Origin of the sequence: Microbacterium sp. C448 (genome assembly GCF_000582705.2) — a bacterium.
In the GTDB taxonomy this organism is placed as follows: domain Bacteria; phylum Actinomycetota; class Actinomycetes; order Actinomycetales; family Microbacteriaceae; genus Microbacterium; species Microbacterium lacus_A.
This window is the reverse complement of the sequence record NZ_HG779830.1, coordinates 1-22,041: the sequence shown is the minus strand read 5'-3', so window position 1 is coordinate 22,041 and position 22,041 is coordinate 1. Positions and strand designations below refer to the sequence as shown.

Here is a 22,041-nt window from a genome sequence, read left to right as displayed (position 1 = left end):
CCTAGCAAAAATAGGTGATTATCAAATCATCGGCTTATTAGTACCGGTCAGCTACACGTGTTGCCACGCTTACACACCCGGCCTATCAACCCAGTAGTCTGGCTGGGAGCCTCTCGCCCGAAGGCATGGAAATCTCATCTTGAGGCCGGCTTCCCGCTTAGATGCTTTCAGCGGTTATCCATCCCGAACGTAGCTAATCAGCGGTGCCCTTGGCAGGACAACTGACACACCAGAGGTTCGTCCAACCCGGTCCTCTCGTACTAGGGTCAGATCCTCTCAAATTTCCTACGCGCGCAGCGGATAGGGACCGAACTGTCTCACGACGTTCTAAACCCAGCTCGCGTACCGCTTTAATGGGCGAACAGCCCAACCCTTGGGACCTACTCCAGCCCCAGGATGCGACGAGCCGACATCGAGGTGCCAAACCATGCCGTCGATATGGACTCTTGGGCAAGATCAGCCTGTTATCCCCGAGGTACCTTTTATCCGTTGAGCGACAGCGCTTCCACAAGCCACTGCCGGATCACTAGTCCCGACTTTCGTCCCTGCTCGACTTGTCAGTCTCACAGTCAAGCTCCCTTGTGCACTTACACTCGACACCTGATTACCAACCAGGTTGAGGGAACCTTTGGGCGCCTCCGTTACTTTTTGGGAGGCAACCGCCCCAGTTAAACTACCCATCAGGCACTGTCCCTGAACCGGATTACGGTTCTAAGTTAGATATCCAGAGTGACCAGAGTGGTATTTCAACAATGACTCCACCTGAACTAGCGTCCAAGCTTCAAAGTCTCCCACCTATCCTACACAAGCCACACCGAACACCAATACCAAACTATAGTAAAGGTCACGGGGTCTTTCCGTCCTGCTGCGCGTAACGAGCATCTTTACTCGTAATGCAATTTCGCCGAGTTCGCGGTTGAGACAGTTGGGAAGTCGTTACGCCATTCGTGCAGGTCGGAACTTACCCGACAAGGAATTTCGCTACCTTAGGATGGTTATAGTTACCACCGCCGTTTACTGGGGCTTAAATTCTCAGCTTCGCCTTGCGGCTAACCGGTCCTCTTAACCTTCCAGCACCGGGCAGGCGTCAGTCCGTATACATCGTCTTGCGACTTGGCACGGACCTGTGTTTTTAATAAACAGTCGCTACCCACTAGTCTCTGCGGCCTCCAAACGCTTTCGGAGCAAGTCCTTATACGTCGAAGGCCCCCCTTCTCCCGAAGTTACGGGGGCATTTTGCCGAGTTCCTTAACCACGATTCTCTCGATCTCCTTGGTATTCTCTACCTGACCACCTGAGTCGGTTTGGGGTACGGGCCACTAGAACCTCGCGTCGATGCTTTTCTTGGCAGCATAGGATCACCGGATCTTGCCCTTGCGGGCTCCCCTTCGTGTCTCAGCCTTAATGAGAGACGGATTTGCCTATCTCTCGGCCTACACACTTGGCCTCGGACTACCATCGCCGAGGACCGGCTACCTTCCTGCGTCACACCTGTTAATACGCTAACCGCACCAGAATGGGGTCGTGCGCTAGGCCCAACGCTTCACCCCGAAGGGATCCGTCAGTGGGATTCAGACACTTAGCACTACTGGATTAGTTTGGGCGGTTCTTCGCGGGTACGGGAATATCAACCCGTTGTCCATCGACTACGCCTGTCGGCCTCGCCTTAGGTCCCGACTTACCCAGGGAAGATTAGCTTGACCCTGGAACCCTTGGTCTTTCGGAGGACATGTTTCTCACATGTCTTTCGCTACTCATGCCTGCATTCTCACTCGTGTAGCCTCCACGGCTGGTTCACACCGCCGCTTCGCTGGCCACACGACGCTCTCCTACCCATCAATACGGCTGGACCACGAAGGCCTACCAATAATATCAATGCCACAGCTTCGGTGGCGTGCTTGAGCCCCGTTACATTGTCGGCGCGGAATCACTTGACCAGTGAGCTATTACGCACTCTTTCAAGGGTGGCTGCTTCTAAGCCAACCTCCTGGTTGTCAAGGCAACTCCACATCCTTTCCCACTTAGCACGCGCTTTGGGACCTTAGATGGTGGTCTGGGTTGTTTCCCTCTCGACTATGAAGCTTATCCCCCACAGTCTCACTGCTGCGCTCTCACTTACCGGCATTCGGAGTTTGGCTGACGTCAGTAAGCTTTTGGGCCCCATCGGCCATCCAGTAGCTCTACCTCCGGTAAGAAACACGCAACGCTGCACCTAAATGCATTTCGGAGAGAACCAGCTATCACGAAGTTTGATTGGCCTTTCACCCCTATCCACAGCTCATCCCCTCAGTTTTCAACCTAAGTGGGTTCGGTCCTCCACGAAGTCTTACCTTCGCTTCAACCTGGCCATGGATAGATCACTTCGCTTCGGGTCTAGGACATGCGACTGAATCGCCCTATTCAGACTCGCTTTCGCTACGGCTACCCCACTCGGGTTAACCTCGCCACATATCGCTAACTCGCAGGCTCATTCTTCAAAAGGCACGCTGTCACCCCTACTAAGGAGGCTCCAACGGTTTGTAAGCAAACGGTTTCAGGTACTATTTCACTCCCCTCCCGGGGTACTTTTCACCTTTCCCTCACGGTACTTGTCCGCTATCGGTCATCTGGGAGTATTTAGGCTTACCAGGTGGTCCTGGCGGATTCACACGGGATTTCTCGGGCCCCGTGCTACTTGGGATACTTCTCGCGCTGAGGGCAACATTTCGACTACGGGGTTGGCACCCTCTATGACTGGTCTTTCAATACCATTCGTCTATATTGTCTCATCACGCTTGTTGCTCGGCAGAGCAACATGAAAAGTCCCACTACCCCGAATATGCAACTCCTGCCGGATATCACACATACTCGGTTTAGCCTCTTCCGGTTTCGCTCGCCACTACTAACGGAATCGCGGTTGCTTTCTCTTCCTGTGGGTACTGAGATGTTTCACTTCCCCACGTTCCCTCTACCCGCCCTATATATTCAGGCGGGAGTCACTGGGTCAGCACGCTGCCCAGCGGGGTTTCCCCATTCGGAAATCCTCGGATCAAGGTGTGCTTATCCACTCCCCGAGGCTTATCGCAGATTGCTACGTCCTTCTTCGGCTCCAGATGCCAAGGCATTCACCGTTTGCTCTTAAAGATTTGAAATCACATGAGTTTGAATCAGAATCGGTTCTGAGCTAAAAGCTCAACTCGAAATTGATTAATGATCTATAAGATCATCTTTGTGAGCCGATCAAAAGATCGACTCAAAGATGCTCGCGTCCACTGTGTAGTTCTCAAAGTACGGGCGGTACCTTCCCGCGATGCCATCCTGTGGCAACGAAGAAAGGTCCTGAGGTTCGTCTGCTCCGACCCGTAGGCCGAGCGCATCCGGTCCCTCAGGACCCAACAGCGTGCATGTGCCGCGAGAGCGACCTGAACCTTTCCAGCTGCAAGCAGCGTACTGAGTTCGGGACGTTCCGATACGGCACCTTGTCTAATGTTCCACCCATGAGCTACCAGTCGAGAACGTGTGTCTCGAATCTGGCTCTGGAAGGCCCGAAGGCCTCCAAGTGCTCCTTAGAAAGGAGGTGATCCAGCCGCACCTTCCGGTACGGCTACCTTGTTACGACTTAGTCCTAATTACCAATCCCACCTTCGACGGCTCCCTCCACAAGGGTTGGGCCACCGGCTTCAGGTGTTACCGACTTTCATGACTTGACGGGCGGTGTGTACAAGACCCGGGAACGTATTCACCGCAGCGTTGCTGATCTGCGATTACTAGCGACTCCGACTTCATGAGGTCGAGTTGCAGACCTCAATCCGAACTGGGACCGGCTTTTTGGGATTCGCTCCACCTTACGGTATTGCAGCCCTTTGTACCGGCCATTGTAGCATGCGTGAAGCCCAAGACATAAGGGGCATGATGATTTGACGTCATCCCCACCTTCCTCCGAGTTGACCCCGGCAGTATCCCATGAGTTCCCACCATTACGTGCTGGCAACATAGAACGAGGGTTGCGCTCGTTGCGGGACTTAACCCAACATCTCACGACACGAGCTGACGACAACCATGCACCACCTGTTTACGAGTGTCCAAAGAGTTGACTATTTCTAGCCCGTTCTCGTATATGTCAAGCCTTGGTAAGGTTCTTCGCGTTGCATCGAATTAATCCGCATGCTCCGCCGCTTGTGCGGGTCCCCGTCAATTCCTTTGAGTTTTAGCCTTGCGGCCGTACTCCCCAGGCGGGGAACTTAATGCGTTAGCTGCGTCACGGAATCCGTGGAATGGACCCCACAACTAGTTCCCAACGTTTACGGGGTGGACTACCAGGGTATCTAAGCCTGTTTGCTCCCCACCCTTTCGCTCCTCAGCGTCAGTTACGGCCCAGAGATCTGCCTTCGCCATCGGTGTTCCTCCTGATATCTGCGCATTCCACCGCTACACCAGGAATTCCAATCTCCCCTACCGCACTCTAGTCTGCCCGTACCCACTGCAGGCTGGAGGTTGAGCCTCCAGTTTTCACAGCAGACGCGACAAACCGCCTACGAGCTCTTTACGCCCAATAATTCCGGATAACGCTTGCGCCCTACGTATTACCGCGGCTGCTGGCACGTAGTTAGCCGGCGCTTTTTCTGCAGGTACCGTCACTTTCGCTTCTTCCCTGCTAAAAGAGGTTTACAACCCGAAGGCCGTCGTCCCTCACGCGGCGTTGCTGCATCAGGCTTGCGCCCATTGTGCAATATTCCCCACTGCTGCCTCCCGTAGGAGTCTGGGCCGTGTCTCAGTCCCAGTGTGGCCGGTCACCCTCTCAGGCCGGCTACCCGTCGACGCCTTGGTGAGCCATTACCTCACCAACTAGCTGATAGGCCGCGAGCTCATCCCTGACCGAAGTTCTTTCCAGCTTCTGAAGATGCCTTCGAAGCTCGTATCCGGTATTAGCAGCTGTTTCCAACTGTTATCCCAGAGTCAGGGGCAGATTGCTCACGTGTTACTCACCCGTTCGCCACTGATCCGGAGAGCAAGCTCTCCTTCACCGTTCGACTTGCATGTGTTAAGCACGCCGCCAGCGTTCATCCTGAGCCAGGATCAAACTCTCCGTGAAAGAATTTTGCTGCGACAAGACCGGAATGGGTCGAGCCGAGCGAGTTTGATCTGACGATCGGATGTCATTACTGACATATCCGTTTAATCTCAAAAGAATCTCATCGGTCAGACAAGCTGACCGCGAGGTTTTTTGGCATTTGACAAGTGCACGCTGTTGAGTTCTCAAGGATCGGATGCTCCTGCGCCGTGTCTCTCGACCGTCCCGCAGGGCAACTTCTCTATCTTACATCCTCTGTGCGAGATGTCAAAACGACATTCTCAGCTCTTCGCGACCCGAACTTCATGTTCGTAGGCGCTCCGATCAGAGGAGACCCCATCGTAAACCCGAAGGTTTCCGACACTCAAGAGTGTTGGTTTTGATGGGGGTGTTCTTCGCTTGAGGAGGGGAAGCTTTCGGGGCCTCACCGCGCTCCTTTGGGGCGAACAGGTATTACCTTACGTGGGATTTTGCGGGGCGGGCAAATTGCGGTGCGTCCCGGGCGTGTCGCGCATGTTTCCGGCGTTTTTCCGGCGCCGTCACAGGAGCCAGTGGCGGGGCTACGATCGCGACCATGATCGATCCCGCAGAAACCGACGTCGCCACCGACAGCCCGACGACGTCCGTCCCGCTGCGCTCATGCCTGGCCGTCGGCAAGCTCGCGTGGGACAGCGTTTCCGCAGCATCGCTCGCGGCCGCTCGACTGGCCTCCGCACAGACACAGGTTCCCGATCCCGTCCGAGTTGCCGTGGCGTACTCGAGCGAGCGCCACATCCGCTTCGACGGTGAACCACCCTGCCCCTGGGCGCCATTCTCGGGCTTCTTCCGCACATCCGACGGCTGGGTGCGGACCCACGGCAACTACCCGCACCATGCCCGTGCGCTCCGGGCGGCCTTGGGTCTGGGCGCACACGCAGACGCAGACGCAGACCGGGATGCCGTGGTTCGAGCCCTGGCGTCGATGCCGGCGGGCGTGGCAACGCAGGCGATCACCGCGCGGGGCGGCATCTGCGTCGGCGTGATGCACGAGAACCCGGGCATTGACGCCGTTCTCGCCGAGGAGCCCGTTGTACGGGTCGATCGACTCAGCCCCTCCCCCATTCGCCCGCGCACATGGGGGCCGACGTCGGCGCCGTTGCGAGGCATCCGGGTCCTGGATCTGACGCGCGTGATCGCGGGACCTGTTGCCACCCGCACTCTGGCGCTCCTCGGCGCCGACGTTCTGCGAATCGACCCTCCCCACAACCCGGAGCTGCCGATGCAGCACGCGGACACGGGTCACGGAAAGCGGTCTGCGCTTCTGGATCTTCACCAGCCGAGTCAGCTCGATGTATTCGACCGCCTTCTCGCTGATGCGGACGTGATCGTTCTCGGGTATCGACCCGCCGGTCTGGCGCACCTGGGGCTCGAACCCGCGGCGCTGGCCTCTCGCCATCCCGGAATCATCGTCGCGCGTCTGTCGGCATGGGGTTTTGAGACGTCGTCCGCCGACCGCCGTGGATTCGACAGCATCGTGCAGGCCGCGAGCGGCATCGCCTGGATCGAGTCACGCGAGGACGGCATCCCCGGAGCACTCCCCGCACAGGCGCTCGACCACAGCGCCGGGTACCTGCTCGCCGCCGAGATCATGAGCCTGCTCGAGCGGCAATCGGTCGAGGGTGGATCGTGGCTCGCCGAAACGTCCCTCCGCCGCGTCGCCGCGGAGCTGCTTCGCATGCCTCGGACGGCCGAGCCGAATGCCGCCGAGTCCTTCGAACCCGCCCCGCACCTGCAGACGTTCGATTTCGACGGCGGGATTCTCACGACCGCAGGCCCCGCGATCGCGTACGTGGGCGGGCCGGATGCGTTCGCCCCTCCGCGCACCTGGGGCGGCGACGCCCCGGCCTGGCTCTAGACGTCCGACAGGGGTCGGCGCATCAGCTGCAACACGATCGCCAACACCAGGGTGAGCCCACCCCAGAGGCCCACTGCGGGCGGAAGCACGAGATAAGCGAGGTGTTCGACGCCGAAACCCGAACGCAAAGGACCGAAGAGCATCAGCCCGCCGACCCACGCGATCACGAGAAATGCCGGCAGCGATATCCACCACGCGACGCGGACAAAGCCCGGGGCGCGATCCTGCGGGGGCACGGGACGACGTGGGCGAAGCCATACAACGGCCCAGATTCCGATCACGAGCAGTCCGAAAACCGAGGAGCCGTACTGCAGCCACTTGTATCCGAGGAGCGGACCCCATCGCTCGGCCAGCAGCGGGAACACCCGTAGCCCCCAGCGATCAAGGTGCGTGAAGAGGTCCCACGCGATGTGACTCGCGACCCCGATCGCGAGAGACACGACGAGAAGCAGGATGCTCGCCGGCGAGATCTTCCCGGCCGAGGCGCCGGGCCGATGCAGCGCGAAGGTCTCGCGCGCGGATGCGCGAGCCCCGGCGTCCCATCCGTCCGGGAGCCGTTCGGCCAGCACCATCGGCACCAGATCACGCGCGACCGGCCGCAACACGCAGCGCCACACCAACAGCAGCGCGAGCGCGACGACCACCGTGACCGGAAGCCACGACCAGGTGTGCGTGGCCGAGTAACGCAATCCGAAACCGCGCAGGAAGATCGGCAGGTCCGGCGTCATCGCTCCGATCGCGATCGCCGCCGGTACGAGTGGCGTGCGAATGAACGGCAGCGCGACGACCGCGTGACTCGGAGTGAAGGGCATACGCTCAGCTCTCGAATCGGGTCATCGGACGAAAACGCCCGCCAAGGTCTTCTTTCCGCGCCGGAGGACCGAGACCCCGCCGGGCAGCGCGCCCGAAACGATGACGGATTCGTCGGCCACCCGCTCGCCGTCGAGACTCACGCCGCCCTGCGCTATCGCACGGCGCGCCTCGGACAGGCTCGCCACGAGCCCCGTGTCGACGAGCGCTCGGACGATGTCGGTGCCCGCGGGCAACTCGGCGTGCGGCAGTTCACGCAGGGCCGACTCGAGCGTCGACGCGTCGAGTGCGGTCAGGTCACCGCCCTGGAAGAGGGCCTCTGATGCGGCGATCACAGCGGCCGCCGCATCCGTCCCGTGCACGAGCGCGGTGACCTCGAGCGCCAGCCGCTTCTGCGCCTCGCGGCGGAACGGCTCGGATTCGACGAGCTTCTCGTACCGCTCGATCTCGTCTCGACCGAGGAACGTGAAGATCTTCAGTCGCGCGATCACGTCCGCATCGAGCGTGTTGAGCCAGAACTGGTAGAACGCGTACGGGCTGCACATCTCGGCATCGAGCCAGATCGCGTTGCCCTCGCTCTTGCCGAACTTCGTACCGTCGCTGTTCGTGATGAGCGGCGTGCCGAGCGCGTGCACCGACGTGCCCTCCACGCGATGGATCAGATCCACACCGCTCGTGAGGTTTCCCCACTGGTCACTGCCGCCGGTCTGCAGAACGCAGCCGTACGACCGGTAGAGCTCGAGGTAGTCCAGCCCCTGCAGGATCTGGTAGCTGAATTCGGTGTAACTGATGCCGGCGTCGGAATTCAGCCGGGCACTCACGGCATCCTTCTTGATCATGGTCCCGACGCGGTAGTGCTTGCCGATCTCGCGCAAGAAGTCGATCGCAGTGAGCGGGGCCGTCCAGTCGAGGTTGTTGACCATCCGCGCGGCGTTCTCGCCCTCGAAGCTGAGGAAGCGTTCGACCTGAGCACGCAATCGGTTCACCCACTCGGCGACGGTCTCGGGCGTGTTGAGTGTTCGCTCGGCCGTGGGGCGCGGATCGCCGATCAGCCCCGTCGACCCACCGACCAGACCCAGCGGGCGGTGGCCCGCGAGCTGGAGTCGACGCATCGTGAGCAGCTGCACCAGGTTGCCGAGGTGCAGGCTCGGTGCCGTCGGGTCGAACCCGCAGTAGTAGACGATCGGGTCGCCGCCGAGCATCTCGCGAAGCGTCTCGGCATCGGTCGAGACATGCACGAGTCCGCGCCAGACGAGATCATCCCAGACGTTGTCGAAGGAGGGATCCCGCACGGGAGGGGTCACGGTGAGGGCATCGGATGGCACGCCCACGAGGTTATCAGCGGCCCACGCGGCGCCCGCACGGGACCGGGAATGTGCGAAAGATGCTCACGCTCCGACGGAGCCGAGAACCCACCATACGAGAAGGGCGGCGGCGAGCGCTGTCACCCAGCTGACCATGCTGCCGACGAGAAAGTACTCGGCTCGGTCGCCGTTCTCACCGTCGCGCGAGATCTCGGGGAATCGGACGATGCCCTTCGCCGCGATGACGGCCGCGAGCAGGGTGTAGGCACCCGTGAGCGTCAAAGCGAAGACGAGCAGGCGCTCGAGGGGCCCGATCAGCCTGCCGCCCTTGAGCACCGAAGCCCGGGCCGCGGGAGGAGGGGGCGGCATCGGCGGCGCGCCCGCGACATCCCGCCCGGCTCCCGCCTCAGGCGGCTGGACCACGCGTTCGAGTGCGAGAGCCGAACGCACGATCACGTTGCCCGACTCCAGCAAGAACACGACGGTGCCCGCGAGCAGGATCATGTCGGCGACGGACAGCGGCCCGAACGGCGAGGCGATCAGCGGAAACGTCGCGAGCGCTCCCCCGCCGCTACCCGGCAGACGGCCACCCACCAGGATGCCGGTGAAGCAGATGACGAGCAGTCCCAGCATCGGCCAGGCACCCGCCCGGCCACCGCCCGCGTGCGGCATGAGCGCAACCCAGACCCCGGCGGAGACGAGGGCGACCACGATCGCGACGGGCGCGGCCGCAACGATACCGACCGCGATGACCGCGAGCGCCACCACGGCAAACCCGATCGCGCGGCGCGCACGCACGCGCGTGAAGGCGCGCACCAGGTCGGCAGCCCCGATCGCCACCAAAACAAGACCGGTCAGGATCACGAGGCCGCCCGGCGGGTGAGGGACTGGAATCCTTCGACGAGCGCCGACGCTCCCGCTCCGGTGAGCGCCTGCGAAACGGCGGATTGCGTGATGCCCTCGTTGCGGGCGAGATCCTTCTGGGGCCGATCCAAGCAGCGCCCGTAGGTCAGGCGACGCGTTCGTTCGGACATCGCCGTGACGATCTGGTCACGCGCCAGCAGGTAGGCGTTCGCGAGCGGCACGGATGTCGACATGCCCTCAGTCTCGTCGGCATCACCGACAACCCAGGCACGTGCGCTCGGCGCGGCGCGGCGCTGCTTCGCGTGAACCGTGTTGATCGCCTCCCGCGCCGCCCACCAGGCCGGCCCCTCGGGAATCTCCCCCGCGGCCGTCGGGATGGGCGAGAGTGCGCCGATCCCCATCCCGAATCGGAACGCCACGGCATCCGGGAGCGTCAGTTGCAGGAGCAGCGTCGAGGCGAGCGCAGCCTCGAGCGTGTCGTAGACGGCCTGCTGCTCGTCGCCCGCGGTCGGACGGAACGGCTGGCGGGCCAGCGGAAAGTCCGCTTCCACCCGGGCGATCGCATCGTCGAGCGTATGTTGAGCGGACTCGCGGTCGTCGAGCCGGCGAGATCCGATGATGTCGGCGATCACAGCGATGGGCATGGAATAAGCATATAGCTTATTACTCAGAGATATAAGCCCTTTGCTTATTTACGAAAGATATTTCGTCGGGCCTTCGTCTAAGCGGTTGACCGAAGGTCAGACCCCGAGCGAGTGGCTCGTCGCCTGTGCCCGCGCGACGAGCTCAGCACGTTGCTCTGTCACCCGCACGGGCGCGGTACCACCGACCCCCGAACGACTCGCGACGGAACCCTCGATCGTAAGGACCTCACGCACCTCGGGGGTGAGCAACGGCGAAACCTGCGCGAAGAGGTCATCCGAAGCATCCTCGAGTCCGATCCCGCGCTCCTCGCAGGCGCGAACCAGTGCGCCCGAAATCTCGTGCGCGTCGCGGAACGGTACCCGCCGGCGCACGAGCCAGTCGGCCACGTCGGTCGCGAGAGAGAAACCCTCGGGGGCGAGCCGCGCCATCCGCTCGGTATCAAAACGCAGGGTCGCGATCATGCCCGTGACCGCGGGAAGAAGCACCTCGAGAGTCACGACGGCATCGAAGACGGGTTCTTTGTCTTCCTGCAGGTCGCGGTTGTACGCCAGCGGCAAGCCCTTGAGCGTCGCGAGCAGGCCGGTCAGGTCGCCGATCAGACGCCCCGCCTTGCCGCGCGTGAGCTCGGCGATATCGGGGTTCTTCTTCTGCGGCATGATGCTCGAGCCCGTCGAATACGCATCGTCGAGCGTCACGAATCCGAACTCGCGCGTGTTCCAGAGGATGATCTCTTCCGCGAAACGGGACAGGTCGATGCCGATCATCGCGGCGATGAACGAGAACTCGGCCACCACATCGCGTGCCGCGGTGCCATCGAGCGAGTTCTCGGAGGGGCGGTCGAGCCCCAGTTCACGGGCGACGAGCGCCGGGTCAAGACCCAGGCTCGACCCGGCCAACGCTCCCCCGCCATACGGCGAGACCGCGGCCCGCGCCCGCCAGTCGCGCAGGCGCTCGAGGTCCCGCACGAGCGGCCAGGCGTGGGCCTGCAGATGGTGCGCCAGAAGGATCGGCTGGGCGTGCTGCAGGTGGGTCCGACCTGGCATGATCGCGGAGCCCGCGGCATCCGCCTGCGAGACGAGAGCGTCGATGACGCGCAGAATGTCTCGGGCGATGACCGTCGCGTGGTCGAGCAGATACATCCGCACGAGCGTCGCGATCTGGTCGTTGCGACTGCGCCCGGCGCGCAGCCGACCGCCGAGTTCGGCGCCGGCCCGCTCGATCAGCCCGCGCTCGAGCGCGCCGTGGACGTCCTCATCCGAATCAGCCGCGACGAACGCGCCCGACGCGACGTCGGCGGCGAGTTCGTCAAGGGCCGCGTGCATGGCCGTGAGCTCTTCGGCTTCGAGGTATCCGGCCGCGGCGAGCGCGGTGGCGTGCGCCTTCGAGCCGGCGATGTCATAGGGCGCGAGCACCCAGTCGAAGTGCGTCGAACGGCTGAGAGCGGCCAGCTCGGGCGAGGGTCCACCCGCGAATCGCGCGCCCCAGAGGGCTCCTTCATTCGTGCCCTGCGCCTTGTCGTTGCTCACTGCTCCACCCTATCGACGGCCTGGCCGGCGCCCCGCCGACGGCGACCCGCGAGGCGTGAGACGCGATCGAGCGCCCACTCGAGCGGCCCGCGCCCCACCACCAGCGCCCAGAGTGTGCACGCGACGATCGTCCACACGACGAACGGGACGAAGGGATCGGTGTCACGGAATGCCTCGAGCGTCGATTCGCCGGGGTCAGGCGTCGGCTGCAGAACCCACCAGGCGACGATCTGACCCACGTAAGCGGTGAGCGGCATCGACCCGACCGCCCGCAGGGGCAAGGTGAGCCATCCGATCGGACCGAGCCACGCACCCGCCCACCAGGGGCGGGTCAGGAGCAGGCAGAGTCCCAGCACCGCGAGCGCGAAGCCCCCGGACCCGAACACCTCCAGCAGCCCGTCGGAGTGCGCATCGGCGGTCCATACGAGCGCGAAATACGTGTCGGGGGCGGCGGGGAACGCGACGGCGAGCGTGTAGGCGAGCACCGCCAGCCCCGCTCCCACGAGAACGAGAGCGGCCTGGGTGCCGAGCGAGCGAAGGTCGAGGCGCCCGACGCCGAGTCCCGCCACGATGAACGCGATCCACACCGGGAACGGATAGTTCAGCCCCAGCAGCAGGCCGATCTCGGCCCCGATCTGGGTGTCCCAGAACGGCAGCTGCCCGATGAGCGCCTGCACCCACGGCATCACGAGGCCGAGCACGGCCGCGAGTGCGAACAGGAATGCCGGGCGCGCACGCAACAGCGGCAGGGCCAGCAAGAAGAGGATGGCGTACGCGGGAAGGATGACGTAGACCGGCACCTGCGTCAGGATCAGCAGCACCCCGATCACCCAGATGCACAGTGCGCGCAGGGCGAGCCGAGCGGACGCACGTTCCCGTGCCGCGCCACTCACGGGGGTACGTCCCCCCGTGATGAGCGCGATCGAGACACCCGCGATCGTCGCGAACAGGATGGAGGAGCGGCCGTTCGCGACATCCGTCCACGTCGACGCATCCGTCGGGTCGAACGGATCGATCCACAACAGGTGTGCCGCGAACATCCCGATCACGGCCAGACCGCGCGCGAGGTCGAGCCCGGCGACGCGGCGAGGGCCGTTCAGCCTGCGCCAGTTGTCCGCGAGCCAGGGGCGTTTCGACTCGCTGCGCTCGCTCAACGACCGGGTCCGCTCAGGCCTGCTGCAACAGCCACACCAGCAGCGCCTTCTGCGCGTGGAGCCTGTTCTCGGCCTCGTCCCAGACGACCGATTGAGGGCCATCTATGACGTTCGCGTCGACCTCGTACCCGCGGTCGGCGGGCAGGCAGTGGATGAAGATCGCATCCGGCTTCGCGAGCGCCATGGTCTCTTCGGTCACCTTGTAGGCGCCGAGATCCCGCAGGCGTGCGATCTTCTCCTCTTCCTTACCCATCGACACCCAGGTGTCGGTCACGATGACGTCTGCCCCGGCCGCGGCCTCGACCGGATCGGTGTAGAGCGTGACCGAACCGCCGGTTGTCGCCGCGATGCGATCCGCATCGGCGACGACGTCCTCGCGGGGCGAGTAGTCCTCGGGCGATGCGACGCGCACGTGCATTCCGGCCGTCGCACAGGCCAGCACGTACGAGTGGGCCATGTTGCTCATGCCGTCGCCGAAGAACGTCAGCGTCAGCCCCTTCAGCGCACCCTTGTGTTCGCGGATCGTCAGCAGATCCGCGAGCAACTGGCAGGGGTGAAAGTCGTCGGACAGCGCGTTGACGACGGGCACCCGCGTGTCCTGGGCCATCTGTTCCAGCCCCGCCTGCGCATATGTGCGCCAGACGATCGCCGCGACCTGACGCTCGAGCACGCGCGCCGTGTCGGCGGGGGTCTCTTTGCCTCCGAGCTGACTGTTCGCGGTCGAGATGATGAGCGGCGTTCCCCCGAGGTCGGCAATGCCGACGGCGAACGAAACGCGCGTGCGGGTCGAGGACTTGTCGAAGATCACCGCGACGGTCTGGGGCCCGGCGAGCGGCTTCTGGGCCCAGCGATCCTTCTTCAGCTCGATCGCAAGATCGAGGATCTCGGCCTGCTCGGCCGCGGTGATGTCGTCGTCGCGCAGGAAGTGGCGGGTCATGCGGGAACCTCCGTAGGTTCGGGCGTGGATGTGGATTCGGATGTCTCGATCAGCAGTGCGTCCGCGACGGTCGAGAGGGATGCGGCGAAGAGTTCGAAGAACTCCGCCACCTCGGCATCGCCGATCGTCAGGGGCGGCGCGAGGCGGATCGTGTCATCGTTCGCGGCGTTGACGATCAGGCCGTGCTCTTGTGCCGCCGCGACAACGGCCTTCGCGACCGGATGCGTCAACGCCACGCCGATCAGCAGGCCCTGGCCGCGGGTCCCGGCGATCAGGGGTGAGCCGAACGCCTCGACGCCGGCGCGCAGTTCCGCGCCCCGGGCCGCCGCGTTCTCGACGAGTCCGGCGCGCTCGATCTCGCCGAGGACCGCGCCTGCGACCGCCGTACCGAGGGCGTTGCCGCCGAAGGTCGAGCCGTGCGTGCCCGGGTAGAAGAGGTCGCTGGCCGCGCCGAACGTGATGAGAGCCCCGATCGGGAATCCGCCGCCGATGCCCTTCGCGACCGTGATCGCATCGGGCGTGATGCCTTCGTGCTGAAATCCGAACCAGCGCCCGGTGCGACCGGCACCGGTCTGGATCTCGTCGATGATCAGCAGCGCACCGTGCTTCTCGGTCAGTTCGCGAGCCGCGCGCAGGTACCCCTCGGGCAGTTCGACGACGCCGGCCTCGCCCTGGATGGGCTCCACGACCAGGGCCGCAACATCACCCGCGGCGAAGGCATCCGTCAGCGCTTCGATCGTGGCAGGAAGGTGGTCGACACCCGGCACCATGGGTAGGAAGTCGGCCTGCATGGCGGGCTTGCCGGTCATGGCGAGCGTGCCCATCGTGCGCCCGTGGAACGCGTTCTCGAGCGTCAGGATGCGGGTCAGGCCCGTCTTCTTGCCGTGCAAGCGGGCGAGCTTGAACGCCGCCTCGTTGGCTTCGGCGCCCGAGTTGCCGAAGTACACGCGCCCGCTCTCGCCCGTCGCGGCGAGCCGCTTCAGACGCGCGGCGAGCGCAAGCTGCGGCGGTGTCGCGAAGTAGTTCGAGACGTGCGCGAGGGTCGACGCCTGCACCGTGATCGCGTCGACGAACACCGGATGCGCGTGCCCCAGCGAATTGACCGCGATGCCGGCCAGGAAGTCGAGGTAACGGCGACCGGAGTCATCCCACAGCGCACAGCCCTCGCCGCGGACGAACAGCGCGAGCCGATCGCCGAAGCTGCGAACCAGGTCCTTGCCCGCGTCATCCTGCCAACTCATCCCGCCACCACCTCTGTTCCGATTCCTTTGTGTGTGAAAACTTCGACCAGCACCGAATGCGGCACACGACCGTCGATGATCGCCGCCGTGTCGACGCCGCCCTCGACCGCGTCGAGGCACGCCTGCATCTTGGGGATCATGCCCGACTCGAGCGTCGGCATCATGTCTCGCAGGCGCGACGAGGTCAGGTGCGAGACGAGCGAGTCGCGGTTCGGCCAGTTCGCGTACAGCCCCGGTACGTCCGTCAGGACGATGAGCTTGGTCGCACCGAGAGCGACCGCGAGAGCGGATGCCGCGGCATCCGCGTTGACGTTGAGCGACTGGCCGGGGCGGTCAAGGTCCGGCGCGATGCTGGATACCACCGGGATGCGTCCCGCCTCGAGGTGATCGTGGATGGCCGTCGGATCGACCTCGACGACATCGCCGACGTTACCGAGATCGTGTTCGACGCCGTCGATCGTCACACCGCGGCGACGCCCGCCGAACAGGCCCGCGTCCTCGCCGCTCAGCCCGCTCGCGAACGGGCCGTGCGCGTTGATACGACCCACGAGCTGGGGGTTGATCTGGCCGGTCAGAACCATCCGCACGACCGAGATCGCGTCGGTGTTGGTCACGCGGTAGCCGCCCTTGAATTCGCTCGGGATCGCGAGCCGGTCGAGCATCGCCGAGATCTGCGGGCCCCCGCCGTGCACGACGACCGGTTTGACCCCGACGAAGCGCAGATACGCGATGTCTTCCGCGAAGCTCTCCTGCAGTTCTTCCGAGATCATGGCGTTGCCGCCGTATTTGATCACGATGATCTGGTCGCGGAAGCGCTTCAGCCACGGCAGCGACTCGATCAGCACGCCCGCCTTGGCGGCAGCCTCTTCGGGGCTGGTGTCTTGGATGTCGGTCGTGCTCGTCGTATCGCTCATGAGCTGTACGCGCTGTTCTCGTGGACGTAGTCGTGCGTCAGGTCGTTGGTCCAGATCGTGGCCTCGGCGGCCCCGGACTTGAGGTCGATCAGGACATGCGTCGCACGCGGGGTCAGATCGACCTCTTCCCGCGGGCGGTCGGGGCCGCCCTGGCTGCAGACCCGCACGCCGTTCATGCTCACGTCGACGTTGTAGGGGTCGAAAACGGCATCGGTCGTGCCGATGGCCGCGAGCACCCGGCCCCAGTTCGGGTCGTTGCCGAAGATCGCCGCCTTGAAGAGGTTGTTGCGTGCGACGGAGCGGCCGACCTCGACGGCGTCGTCTTCGGATGCGGCGCCGGTGACCTCGATCGTGATGTCGTGGCTCGCTCCCTCGGCGTCACCCTGCAACTGGGTCGCGAGGTTCGTGCACACCTCGCGCAGCGCCTGTGTGAAGGCATCCGGGTCGGGCGTGACACCCGAGGCGCCGCTCACCATGAGGGTGACCTGGTCGTTGGTCGACATGCAGCCGTCCGAGTCGAGCCGATCGAAGCTCACCCGGGTTACGGCACGCAGGTGCGCATCGGCCTGCGCCGAGGTGAGGACGGCATCGGTCGTGATCACGACGAGCATCGTCGCAAGTCCCGGCGCGAGCATCCCGGCACCCTTCGCCATCCCACCGATCGACCAACCGTCACCCTGAACGACGGTCCGCTTCGGGTGCGAATCCGTCGTCATGATGGCGAGGGATGCGTCTTCCCCGCCGTCCGCGGTGAGCGCGGCAATCGCCTTCTCGGTGCCGTCGAGAACCTTGGCGCGGAAGACCTCGTCGCCCGTGCCGATCAGTCCGGTCGAGCAGATCAGGATGTCGCCCGAGCTGACGTCGAGCAACTCACCGGCTTTCTCGGCCGTCTGGTGCGTCGTCTGGAAACCGAAGCTGCCCGTAAAGCAGTTCGCCCCGCCCGAGTTCAGGACGATCGCCTCGACGACGCCGTCCTTCACCGCCTGTTCGGACCAGAGGATCGGGTTGGCCTTGGCGCGGTTGCTCGTGAACACGGCCGCGCCGACCTTGAGGGGCCCGCGGTTGACGACGACCGCGACATCCTGCTTGCCCGTCGATTTCAGCCCCGCAGCAACGCCGGCCGCCTCGAACCCCTGGGGTGCGGTCACGCTCACGGTGCCACTCCGTTCATTTGTTCCTGCATGTCCCGACTTTTCACCGCATGGCACCCCGGAAGGGTGAAAAGGTGGGACATCGGGCGGATGGGTGCGCTCACGGTGCCACTCCGTTCACGCTCAGGCCCGTGGCCTCGGGAAGGCCGAGGGCGATGTTCATCGATTGGATCGCGGCGCCCGCGGTGCCCTTGACCAGATTGTCGAGCGCCGTGACGACGACGACCCGGTTCGCGGCCCGGTCGATCGCGATACCCATCAGAGCGGTGTTGGCGCCGAGCACGTCGGCCGTGCGGGGGAACTCACCCGCGGGGAGGAGCTGGACGAACGTCTCGTCGCCGTACGCCGCCTCCCAGGCGCCCCGAATGTCTGCGTCGGACGCGCCGGGCACGATCGGGGCCGAGCTCGTCGCGAGGATGCCCCGCGCCATCGGCACGATGACCGGGGTGAACGAGATGCGAATGCCCTCGTCCGCGTGCTCAGTCGCCAATGCCTCGGCCACTGAGCTTGTCGAAGTGACCGCCCCGGCCGCCACTGAGCTTGTCGAAGCGACCGCTCCCGCCGACCGCGCCGCGGCGAGCGCCTGCCGTATCTCGGGAATGTGCCGGTGCGTGCCGCCCACCGCATACGGGTTGGCGGAGCCCAGGATCTCACTCGCGAGCAGGTTGGTCTTGAGGCTCTTGCCTGCGCCGCTCGGCCCGACGGCGAGCATCGCGACGACGTCGGACGGATCGATCACTCCGGCCGCGACCCCCGGTGCGAGGCTGAGGCTCACGGTCGAGGCGTTGCATCCGGGCGCCGCGATCCGCGTCGCGCCGACGAGCCGGTCCCGCTGCGTGCCACCATCGACGGGCAGCTCGGGAACGCCGTAGGTCCAGGCTTCATGGAAGTCGCCGCCGTAGAAGTGGTCCCACGCGCTGACGGACTCGAGCCGATGGTCGGCCCCGCAGTCGATGACGAGCGGGGTGTCGGCGAGCGCCTCGGTGTACTGTCCCGACTGGCCGTGCGGCAGGGCAAGGAAGACGATGTCGTGACCGGCGAGCGTCTCGGGCGTCGTGTCCTGCAGCGTGAGGTGCGCGAGCGAGCGCAGGTGCGGCTGGTGCGCGACGAGGGGCTGGCCCGCGTTGGAGTGTGCGGTCACGGTGCGGATTTCGACATCCGGATGCGCCGCCAAGAGGCGCAGCAATTCGCCGCCGGCATAGCCGGAGGCGCCGGAGACGGCGACCTGATAGGGCATGGTTTCAACCTTAGAGTCTGGGACGGTGCGCCCCTGCCCGACGGGCAGGATGCGGTACAACGCGCTGTTTACAGACGGCGACACCGTTCGCTCGACCCACCGGGGCGGGGAGCGCGGGGTCGCCTAGAGTCGGCGTCCGTCCAGACGTCGGCGCACACCAGCGGAGCTCACGGGGAGCGTCTCGAGGTTGGTGGCGGCCGAAGGCATGGGCCGACAGTAGCTGCCGGGCCGCGGCATCCGCAAATCCGGGCGCGGCTTGCGTCATTGAGCGTCGGAGATCTGGCGACCGTCGGATGCACACCGGCGCGCGGCTCCGACCGCCGCCGGATCTCCGACCTCCGCCGGTCTTGGGTACCGCGCGTCAGCGCGGCAGAGCGGCGAGGAGCTCGAGTTCGTCGGGGCGGGAGAGACCGGCCTTCCGTTCGCGGTCGAGCCCGCGCGCGCGTTCGTCCGCGAGGGTGCGCTCGAGGGTGGTGCGGATGTCTCGCAGCTGGCCGCCCGCGGCGCGGTACACGACATTCGAGCGCGTCATGAAGCCGGGCATGCCGGGAGGTAGCCAGAGCGGCAGCGAACGCGGCCCCATCCAGGGCGCCACGTCGTGTTCCGTCAGCCACTCGTGTCCCGCCTCGACGAGCGGGCCGGAGTGCCCGGCGACCTCGCGTGCGAGCGCGAGCATCTCGCCGAGCGGCATCGAATCCCCCACCGCGTTTGCCGTGCCGTGCCAGCCGTCTGCCCCGCGTTCGACGATGAAGGAAGCGAGGTCGTCGACGTCTATCACCTGCGCCCGTGCGGACTCGAGAGGCGGAGCGAGCACCGGGTCGCCGCAGGCGAGAGCGAAGCGCCCGACCCAATACCCGAAGCGGTCGGTGGGATCGCCCGGCCCGACGATCAGCCCGGGACGCACGATCGCGGCGCGGTCGCCGATGTCCGAGCGGACGGATGCCTCGGCCGCGGCCTTCGCGCGGGAGTAGTCGTACTCGTCGTCGGGCGTGCCCGGTGCAGCGGGTTCACTGAGTGGTGCGCCCTCGTCCGCGCCGATCTCGTCGTTGCCCGCGTAGGCCGATACCGACGAGACGTACGTCCAGTGCCGAGCCTGGGGCGCCAGAGCCGCCAGGGCCGCCGCGACGTGGTCGGTATTCGAAGAAATTTCGATGACCTCGTCCCAGTCACGCCCGACCACGTCGTCATAGGCACCCGGCTCTGACCGATCCGCGGCGATCAGCTCTGTGCCGTCCGGTGCGGGTCGCGTTCCACGGGCCAGGCAGGTCACCGCGGCCCCGGCATCCGTCCACCGTCGCGCGATCGCTCCGCTCAGCCATCCGGTGCCGCCGAGAATCAGAAACGTCGGTCATCCCGCCATCCCAGCAGACCACGCAGCCGCCGCGCACCCCGTTCCGCCACGGGCGGACGCCCCTGCCGGCCCGGTCCCGTGTCGGGGTCGGGGACAGGAGGGCGGTGGTGGCGACGTCGGATGCCGCGGGCAGACTGGAACGCGTGATCCAGACCGTGGCTGTCGCCGGATACCGATCGCTCGTCGACCTGGTCCTGCCCCTCGGGCGCTTGACCGTCGTGACCGGAGCGAACGGGACGGGCAAGTCGAGCCTGTACCGGGCGCTGCGGCTGCTCGCCGCGGGCGCCTCGGGGGACGCCATCGGCGCGATCGCCGAGGAGGGCGGGCTCGACTCCGCACTGTGGGCGGGTCCCGAGACCCCCGGCGGCGCGGGAGCGCAGGGGACGGTGCGGCGCGGACCCATCTCGCTCCGCCTGGGGGTGGCGACCGACGACCTGGGCTATCTCGTCGACTACGGACTCCCCCAGACCGACAAGCTGAGCGTCTTCGCCCGCGATGCCGAGATCAAGCGCGAGCAGATCTTCGCCGGCGCCGTCGCGCGACCAGCCACGACTCTCGTCGACCGCACCCGCGCCGCTGTGCGCGTGCGCCGCGACGGATGGGTCGACGCCGAGCAGCGGCTGGCACCCTTCGAGAGCATCCTCACCGACCTCGGCGACGGCGACGCCGCGCCCGAGACGCTATCGGTGCGAAGAATGCTGCGAGCCTGGCGCTTCTACGACCACTTCCGGACGGACCGGGATTCCCCCGCGCGGCATCCGCGGGTCGGCACACGCACGCAGACCCTCGCCCACGGAGGCGAGAACCTCGCAGCCGTCTGGGCGACGATTCAGGATGCCGGATACGGCGATGCCCTCGCACGCGAGGTGGCTCGGGCGTTTCCCGGCGGACACGTCGAGGTGGCGGCATCCGGCGGCCTCTTTCGCCTGCTGATGCACCAGCCGGGCTTATTACGACCGCTCGAGACGACCGAACTGTCGGACGGCACGCTCCGCTACCTGCTGCTGTGCGCGGCCCTGCTGCCGGCCCGACCCGCCCCCCTCCTGGTGCTGAACGAGCCGGAGTCGAGCCTGCATCCTGACCTGCTCGATCCGCTCGGGGCGCTGATCAACGCGGCATCGGACGAGAGCCAGATCATCGTCGTGACGCACGCCGACCGGCTCGCCACGGCGCTCGCGAACTCCGGCGCCGACATCGTGCGGCTCGAGTCGACGGGCTACGGCACACGGATCGAGGGCCAGGGCATGCTCGATGTCCCGGCCTGGCACTGGCCCTCGCGCTGACCAGACCTGGCCGCCCCGCAGGGGGTCCCGCCGGGTGTCAGTCCCGGATCGTGGCGCTGAAGCGCTCGGCCGCGACTGCGACTCCCGCGAGCTTGGCATCCGTCGCCTCGGCCGCCGTGAGCGTCCGATCCGGGGCGCGGAAGCGCAGCGCAAACGTCAGGCTCTTGGACCCTTCGGGCACACCCGTGCCGCGGTAGTCGTCGACCAGCCGCACCGAATCGAGCAACTCCCCCGCGCCCTGCACGAGCGCGGCGCGCACCTCGGCGGCCGGGACGTCCGCGGCGACGACGAGCGAGACATCCTGGGTCGCCGCCGGGAAGCCCGACAGCGACGCCGCGACGACACGCGGCGACACGAGCGAGAGCAGCAGATCGAGGTTCAGCTCGGCGACGATCACGCGACCGGGAAGATCGGATGCCTCGGCGACCGCCGGCAGCAGTTCGCCGACGTACCCGACCTCGACACGCGTGTCATCGGGTCCACCTACCGACAGCACACCGGTCCGACCCGGGTGCAGCGCCGCGCGAGCACCCTGGGCGACGTCGATCGAGACGCCGGCCGCCGCCGCGATGACGCGCACGGCGTCGAGCGCCGCACCCAGGTCGGCAGGCTCGGCTGCACGGCCGGGCTGCTTGGGCGCCAGGTTGCCGGTCAGCAGAACCGCGACGTGCCGGGGCTGG

The 22,041-nt window shown here is 65.4% G+C and carries 14 protein-coding genes, 2 rRNA genes and 1 pseudogene; 2 read left to right on the top strand and 15 right to left on the bottom strand.

What is annotated here, in order from left to right:
• Nucleotides 1-17: 17 nt before the first annotated feature.
• Together MIC448_RS15835 and MIC448_RS15830 are read right to left on the bottom strand one after the other, a co-directional pair.
• Nucleotides 18-3,131, bottom strand: a 23S ribosomal RNA gene (locus MIC448_RS15835).
• 418 nt (nt 3,132-3,549) lie between these two features.
• Nucleotides 3,550-5,071 (bottom strand): 16S ribosomal RNA (locus tag MIC448_RS15830).
• The 16S and 23S rRNA genes sit together here, the layout of an rRNA operon.
• Nucleotides 5,072-5,624: 553 nt before the next feature.
• Here MIC448_RS15830 and MIC448_RS15825 point away from each other — a divergent pair.
• The gene (locus MIC448_RS15825; RefSeq protein ID WP_051514244.1) at nt 5,625-6,944 is read left to right on the top strand and encodes a CoA transferase; all 1,320 of its coding nucleotides are present in this window, start codon (nt 5,625-5,627) and stop codon (nt 6,942-6,944) included.
• Here the strand turns inward: MIC448_RS15825 and MIC448_RS15820 are convergent.
• The 12 genes from MIC448_RS15820 to MIC448_RS15765 form a co-directional block, all read right to left on the bottom strand.
• Nucleotides 6,941-7,756, bottom strand: coding sequence for a DUF4184 family protein (locus tag MIC448_RS15820; RefSeq protein WP_036301918.1), 816 nt, complete (start codon nt 7,754-7,756; stop codon nt 6,941-6,943). The genes MIC448_RS15825 and MIC448_RS15820 overlap by 4 nt on opposite strands.
• A 21-nt stretch (nt 7,757-7,777) precedes the next feature.
• Nucleotides 7,778-9,079, bottom strand: coding sequence for a tyrosine--tRNA ligase (gene tyrS, locus MIC448_RS15815; RefSeq protein ID WP_081766489.1), 1,302 nt, complete (start codon nt 9,077-9,079; stop codon nt 7,778-7,780).
• Between the two features lie 63 nt (nt 9,080-9,142).
• The gene (locus MIC448_RS15810; RefSeq protein ID WP_036301917.1) at nt 9,143-9,922 is read right to left on the bottom strand and encodes a hypothetical protein; all 780 of its coding nucleotides are present in this window, start codon (nt 9,920-9,922) and stop codon (nt 9,143-9,145) included.
• A complete protein-coding gene (locus tag MIC448_RS15805) occupies nt 9,919-10,566 on the bottom strand; it encodes a SatD family protein (RefSeq protein ID WP_036301915.1) in 648 nt (215 codons plus the stop codon). Before MIC448_RS15805 ends, MIC448_RS15810 begins: the two co-directional genes overlap by 4 nt.
• A 96-nt stretch (nt 10,567-10,662) precedes the next feature.
• Nucleotides 10,663-12,093, bottom strand: a complete 1,431-nt coding sequence (gene argH / locus MIC448_RS15800) for an argininosuccinate lyase (RefSeq protein WP_036301913.1) — start codon at nt 12,091-12,093, stop codon at nt 10,663-10,665.
• Nucleotides 12,090-13,247, bottom strand: a complete 1,158-nt coding sequence (locus MIC448_RS15795; RefSeq protein WP_051514239.1) for a heparan-alpha-glucosaminide N-acetyltransferase domain-containing protein — start codon at nt 13,245-13,247, stop codon at nt 12,090-12,092. Before MIC448_RS15795 ends, argH begins: the two co-directional genes overlap by 4 nt.
• A 13-nt stretch (nt 13,248-13,260) precedes the next feature.
• The gene (argF, locus tag MIC448_RS15790; protein WP_036301911.1) at nt 13,261-14,184 is read right to left on the bottom strand and encodes an ornithine carbamoyltransferase; all 924 of its coding nucleotides are present in this window, start codon (nt 14,182-14,184) and stop codon (nt 13,261-13,263) included.
• The gene (locus MIC448_RS15785; RefSeq protein ID WP_036301909.1) at nt 14,181-15,425 is read right to left on the bottom strand and encodes an acetylornithine transaminase; all 1,245 of its coding nucleotides are present in this window, start codon (nt 15,423-15,425) and stop codon (nt 14,181-14,183) included. The genes argF and MIC448_RS15785 overlap by 4 nt, the downstream gene beginning before the upstream one ends.
• Nucleotides 15,422-16,339, bottom strand: a complete 918-nt coding sequence (gene argB, locus MIC448_RS15780) for an acetylglutamate kinase (RefSeq protein ID WP_036301908.1) — start codon at nt 16,337-16,339, stop codon at nt 15,422-15,424. The genes MIC448_RS15785 and argB overlap by 4 nt, the downstream gene beginning before the upstream one ends.
• The gene (gene argJ / locus MIC448_RS15775; protein ID WP_036301906.1) at nt 16,336-17,493 is read right to left on the bottom strand and encodes a bifunctional glutamate N-acetyltransferase/amino-acid acetyltransferase ArgJ; all 1,158 of its coding nucleotides are present in this window, start codon (nt 17,491-17,493) and stop codon (nt 16,336-16,338) included. Before argJ ends, argB begins: the two co-directional genes overlap by 4 nt.
• A 97-nt stretch (nt 17,494-17,590) precedes the next feature.
• Nucleotides 17,591-18,727, bottom strand: coding sequence for an N-acetyl-gamma-glutamyl-phosphate reductase (locus MIC448_RS15770; RefSeq protein WP_036301905.1), 1,137 nt, complete (start codon nt 18,725-18,727; stop codon nt 17,591-17,593).
• Nucleotides 18,728-19,088: 361 nt separating this feature from the next.
• A complete protein-coding gene (locus MIC448_RS15765; protein ID WP_373457239.1) occupies nt 19,089-20,030 on the bottom strand; it encodes an NAD-dependent epimerase/dehydratase family protein in 942 nt (313 codons plus the stop codon).
• Nucleotides 20,031-20,221: 191 nt separating this feature from the next.
• Between MIC448_RS15765 and MIC448_RS15760 the strand changes: the two genes are divergently transcribed.
• A complete protein-coding gene (locus tag MIC448_RS15760) occupies nt 20,222-21,361 on the top strand; it encodes an AAA family ATPase (RefSeq protein WP_036301947.1) in 1,140 nt (379 codons plus the stop codon).
• 37 nt (nt 21,362-21,398) lie between these two features.
• Here MIC448_RS15760 and MIC448_RS15755 read toward each other — a convergent pair.
• Nucleotides 21,399-22,041: pseudogene (locus tag MIC448_RS15755) on the bottom strand (phenylalanine--tRNA ligase subunit beta); the annotation flags it as partial.